This window comes from Streptomyces sp. McG3, from assembly GCF_018619185.1.
Lineage (GTDB): Bacteria > Actinomycetota > Actinomycetes > Streptomycetales > Streptomycetaceae > Streptomyces.
This window is the reverse complement of the sequence record NZ_JAAXYC010000440.1, coordinates 1-5,054: the sequence shown is the minus strand read 5'-3', so window position 1 is coordinate 5,054 and position 5,054 is coordinate 1. Positions and strand designations below refer to the sequence as shown.

Genomic DNA, 5,054 nt, shown 5'->3' with positions numbered 1-5,054 from the left:
CGCCTTCTCCGCCGCCCCGGCCACCGCACGGGCCCCCTCCACCGTCGTGGCCACCGGCTTGTCCATCAGGAGGTGGCAGCCCGCCTCGGCGGCGCGGACCGCGAGCGGGGCCTGCACGTCCGGCGGCAGTGCGAAGGCCACCGCGTCGCTCGCCTCCAGAAGCGCGTCGACGCCCTCCTCACCGGTGTACGCGCGGGCCCCGTGGGCGGCGGCGAGGGCGTCCGCCGCCTCGGCCCTGCGGCCCCACACCCCGCTCAGTTCGACGCCTGGATGGGCGGCCAGCGCGGGGGCCTGGGTGTTGTGTGCCCAGGGGCCGGTGCCGAGGAGGCCGATACGGAGGGGGGCGGTGGTGCCGGCGGGTGAGTCCATGGGGCCAGTGTGCCGGGTGCGCCGGCCGGCCGTGCGGGGAGCCCGGGCGGTCGCCGCCCGGGCGCGGGAGCCGCACGGACCTGGGAGCCTCCCTGCCGCGGGAGCCGCACGGACCTGGGAGCCTCCCCGGCGCGGGAGCCCGCCCGGGCGCGGGGAGCCGGCTCTCCGCGCGGGACATCGCCGGGCGCCCGAATGCGGTGGCGTGGAGTGGCCCTGCCCCGTTACGTTTCCGGGGCCGGCCGCGGGACTCCGGCGCGACTTCCGAGACGTGCCTATGAAGCGATGATTTCGTTGTTCGTGCCTCCATTCCCCGGCCGGCACTCCAGCCTCCCGGGGGACGACCATGAACACGCCCGAAAGCCCCGCCGACCTCGTCGCCGCCGAGGACGTCCTGCTCTTCGTGAACGCGGCGATCACCGCGACCGGGCAGCGCGAGTTCCGCTCGGGCGCCGCCGACCAGCGGCTGTCCCTGGACTTCCTGCACACCTACGTACGGGTCAACTACCGCCGGGTGTACGCCGCTTCGCTGGCCCTGGACATCAACCACCACAACGCGGCCCTCATCGTTCGCCGGCTGCTGGAGACGGCGGGCGAGGCGAGCCGCGAGGAGCGGCGTACCGAAGGGCGGCTGATCGCCGCCCGGCTGGCGCTGCTGCCGCCGCCGCGCGTCTACCGGCTCTTCGGCGAGCTGCGCAGCGGCAAGGTCAACAACCGGCGCACCCGGGCGATCATGCGGGACTGGCTGACGGCCCGGCCGGACCTGGGCCATGACGCGGTGAAGTACCGGGCCGGGCTGAGGACGGCCGTCCGGCACATCCACCTGCCCTGCCCGGACGGAGGCGGACCGCTCGCCGAGGTCGAGGCGTTCCTGTTCCGGCCCGGCCGGCTGCCGCGCTACGAGCACGGGATGCTCGATGCCTGGCGGCGCGCCCACTACGAGCAGGGGGCCGTGGCCGAGCTGCCGTTCACGGTGGCGGAGGGGTTCGCCGCCAGGCACGGGATGAAGCGCGAGGTGTTCCTGAAGCGGGCCGCGCCCCGGATGACCCGGCTGGAGCGGCTGCGCACCCAGGAGCAGCGTGCGGCGGTCCGGCGGCCGAACTCCCCGGTGGCGCACGTGGATCTGACCGTGATGCCGCTGACCCGGCTCGCCCTGTACGTGCTGTCGCTCGGCTTCGAGCAGCGTGCCGAGCGGCGCGCCGAGCTGACCGGCGCCCTGCGCGCGGCGGCCCGCCGGGCGGCGGGCGGGCACGCGGGGAGCTGGGGGCGGGTGCACGCGGTGCTGGACGACAGCTTCTCCTCGTCCGGTTCGGGGCAGAAGCGGCGGCGGCCGCTCGCCGTGGCGCTGGCCTGCCACCACCTGCTGGAGGCGCTCGCCGCGCCCGGCGCGTACCGGGGGCTGTGGACTTCGGGCGCGGGCGACGCGCTGCTCGTCCGCCCGTGGGGGCCGACCCCGTTGGGGACGCGGGTCCTGGACGCGCTGGAGCCGGGCCCCGCCGGCGCGGCCCCGGACCGGCTGGTGATCGTGTCGGACGGCTGGGACAACGCTCCGGCGGGCTTGGCGGGCGAGGTGTTGCGGGTGTGGCGGCGTCGGCTGGATCCGGAGCGGCGGACGGCGGTGGTGCACCTCAACCCCGTATACGACGCGGAGGGTCTCGACGTGCGGCGGCTGGCGGCGGAGGTGGCGACGGCCGGGATCCGGGACGCGGAGGATCTGCCCGCGCTGGTGGAGATCGCCCGGTTCGCGGAGGGGCGTACGGGGACGGCGGAGCTGTACGCGTATCTGGACCGGCGAGTGGCCCGGTTCACCGGAGAAGGCGAGGAGGGGGTGGCCCCGTGAACCGGCTGGAGCTGACCGGGCTCACCGCCCGGCCCTCGCAGGTGTGGGGCGGGGTCCGTCTCGTCCCGCTGGTCCGCGGGACGCCCGTGGAGGGGCTGCGGCTGCACCGCGAGGTGTACGAGGGTCTCGGCGCGGGGATCGTCGAGCTCGGGCCCCGGGCCCGCTACGTCTCGTACATCCCGCACGGTCTGGTCGCCGACTGGTCGGGCGAGGACGGCCCGGCCCCGGCGGCGGGCCGTCAGTCGGCCGCCTACGGCACCCAGTTCGGCGGGGGCGGCGCGCCCCGGGCCGTCCCGCTGCCGCCGCTGCCGCACCACCGGATGGCCAAGCGGCGGCCCGGCGACCGGCTGCGGTTCCTGCCGTCGCACCTGGCGCTGGAGGGGTATCTCGCCCTGCACTTCGGCGGTCCGTCGACCGCCTGGGAGGAGTGGTCGCGGACGGCGCTGCGCGACGGGCTCTCGCCGCGCGCCGAGGACGCCTACCTCGGGCGGTCGGTGCGCGGGCTCGCGGACGCGCTGCGGATCTTCGAGATCCACCCGGGCCAGTGCGGGGTGATGGTGTACGTCTCCGACGCGCTCGCCGCCTCCTTCGTGGTCCCGCACCCGGACGACTACCGCCTCCTGCACGCCTCGCTGGTGGAGGACCTCTACGGGGAGCTGGTCCACCAGTACGCGCTGTACGGGGCGCCGGTGCCCCAGGTGCCGGTGCGGATCGGGGGCGAGGAGCACATCCGTGACCTCGGCGAGCTGCGGGCGGCGGCGCGGGCGCAGGAGCGGGCGTGGGAGGAGGCGCACGACACCCTGTTCGCGCGGGAGCTGCTGGACACCTCGTACGCGTTCGAGCGGGTGTACCGGATGAAGTCCTTCACCCTGTGGCGCTTCCTGCCGCCGTTCGTCCGGGACGGGGGCGGGCAGCACATCGGGGAGACGATCACCGATCACCGGGGGCGGGTCGCCTACCTCAAGACGTTCCGGCTCTCCGACGCCCAGATCCGCCGGGGCCATCTCCTGCGGACCCTGGCCCGGGCCGACTGGGAGCTGGACCGGGCGGCCGCCGCGCTGGGGTCGAGCCGGGAGGAGCTGATCCGCCGGATGCGGGCGGCCGGGTTCTCGGCCCTGCTCAAGGGCAGTGTCTGAGGCGTACCCCGCGTGGCCTCCGAGGCGCACCCCCGTAGCGTCCGAGGCATCCCCCCGGAGCCCCCGGGCAGCGGGTGACGGTCCGGACGCGGCTCTCCCCAAACGCAGGAAACCTCGGTAACACGGGGTTCACATCCGGGCAACGGACGGGAAATCGCGTCTTGCCAAGCTGCGGCGCATAGACCGCTGCACCCGCAAAGGATGGCGTCCGTGACGTTCAAGGCTGAGTACATCTGGATAGACGGCACCGAGCCGACCGCCAAGCTTCGTTCCAAGACGAAGATCATGGACGGCGCACCGTCGGGGGACGTGGCGGATCTGCCCATCTGGGGATTCGACGGTTCCAGCACCAACCAGGCCGAGGGCCACGCGTCCGACCGGGTGCTGAAGCCCGTCTTCACCTGTCCGGACCCGATCCGCGGCGGCACGGACATCCTCGTCCTGTGCGAGGTCTTCGACATCGACATGACGCCGCACGAGTCCAACACCCGTGCCGCGCTCCGTCCGGTCGCCGAGCGGTTCTCGGGCCAGGCCCCGATCTTCGGCATCGAGCAGGAGTACACCTTCTTCGACGGCCACCGGCCGCTCGGCTTCCCCGAGGGCGGCTTCCCGGCCGCGCAGGGCGGCTACTACTGCGGTGTCGGCGCGGACGAGATCTTCGGCCGCGACATCGTGGAGAAGCACCTCGACAACTGCCTGGCGGCGGGGCTCGGCATCTCCGGCATCAACGCCGAGGTCATGCCCGGACAGTGGGAGTTCCAGGTCGGCCCGCTCTCCCCGCTGGAGGTCTCCGACCAGCTGTGGGTGGCCCGTTGGCTGCTGTACCGCACCGCCGAGGACTTCAACGTCTCCGCCACGCTGGACCCGAAGCCGGTCAAGGGCGACTGGAACGGCGCGGGCGCGCACACCAACTTCTCCACCGGGGCGATGCGCGAGGGCTACGACGCGATCATCACCGCGTGCGAGTCGCTGGGCGAGGGCTCCAAGCCGATGGACCACGTGAAGAACTACGGCGCGGGCATCGACGACCGCCTCACCGGCCTGCACGAGACCGCCCCGTGGAACGAGTACACCTTCGGCGTCTCCGACCGCGGCGCCTCGGTCCGTATCCCGTGGCAGGTCGAGCAGGACCGCAAGGGTTACATCGAGGACCGCCGTCCCAACGCCAACGTCGACCCGTACGTCGTCACACGGCTGATCGTCGACACCTGCTGCACCGCGCTGGAGAAGGCCGACCAGGTCTGATCCCGACGCCGATCACGTGAGGAGGGGCCCGCCGGTTCGCCGGCGGGCCCCTCCGGCACGTGTGGTGCGGGCCGGGCGTGAGGAACGTAACGCAAAGGGTCCGTATCGACGGGTGAGAGGAGTCTGATGCACGGCCGCAATGTCTGCTTCAATGGAGCACATGGCCAGCTACCAGCACATCGCGTCGGGTCGCAGCGACCTCGAACCGTTCTGGCCTTCCCGTCAGCACCATGATTTCGACCGGGTGTGTTGCCGCGCGTGGAACGCGCAGGCCCACTAAAGCCGCTCACCCCGGCCTTCGGTCCGCGCGCACGACGTAAGTCCGTCCCTGACGACTCCTCGCGCGAAAGAGCTGACCCTCATGGCGAACACCCGTACTTTCTCCGCCGCGTCCGCCGCCACCGCGGCGTCCCCGGCGCCCGCTGCGGCCCGTCCCACCTGTCGCTTATACACATCTCCGAGCCCCG

4 protein-coding genes are annotated in these 5,054 nt (G+C 73.4%); 3 read left to right on the top strand and 1 reads right to left on the bottom strand.

Annotation, left to right across the window (positions count from 1 at the left end; translation table 11 throughout):
- Positions 1–369 (bottom strand): Gfo/Idh/MocA family protein (locus tag HET64_RS36420; protein WP_215111518.1); only part of this gene is annotated, 369 nt, incomplete at its 3' end.
- 343 nt (positions 370–712) lie between these two features.
- On the opposite strand from HET64_RS36420, the gene HET64_RS36415 reads away from it, so the two are divergent.
- The 3 genes from HET64_RS36415 (at position 713) to glnII (ending at position 4,587) form a co-directional block, all read left to right on the top strand.
- Positions 713–2,206: a hypothetical protein gene (locus tag HET64_RS36415; protein WP_215111517.1), complete on the top strand. Its 1,494-nt coding sequence runs from the start codon at positions 713–715 to the stop codon at positions 2,204–2,206.
- Entirely contained in the window at positions 2,203–3,342 is a 1,140-nt protein-coding gene (locus HET64_RS36410; RefSeq protein WP_215111516.1) for a hypothetical protein, read from the top strand. The genes HET64_RS36415 and HET64_RS36410 overlap by 4 nt, the downstream gene beginning before the upstream one ends.
- A 210-nt stretch (positions 3,343–3,552) precedes the next feature.
- Positions 3,553–4,587, top strand: a complete 1,035-nt coding sequence (gene glnII / locus HET64_RS36405) for a glutamine synthetase (RefSeq protein ID WP_215111515.1) — start codon at positions 3,553–3,555, stop codon at positions 4,585–4,587.
- Positions 4,588–5,054: the final 467 nt, after the last annotated feature.

What these genes read in the sequence shown, in the direction of transcription:
- HET64_RS36415 (WP_215111517.1), top strand. Translation starts at nt 713, where the DNA reads ATGAACACGCCCGAAAGCCCCGCCGACCTCGTCGCCGCCGAGGACGTC.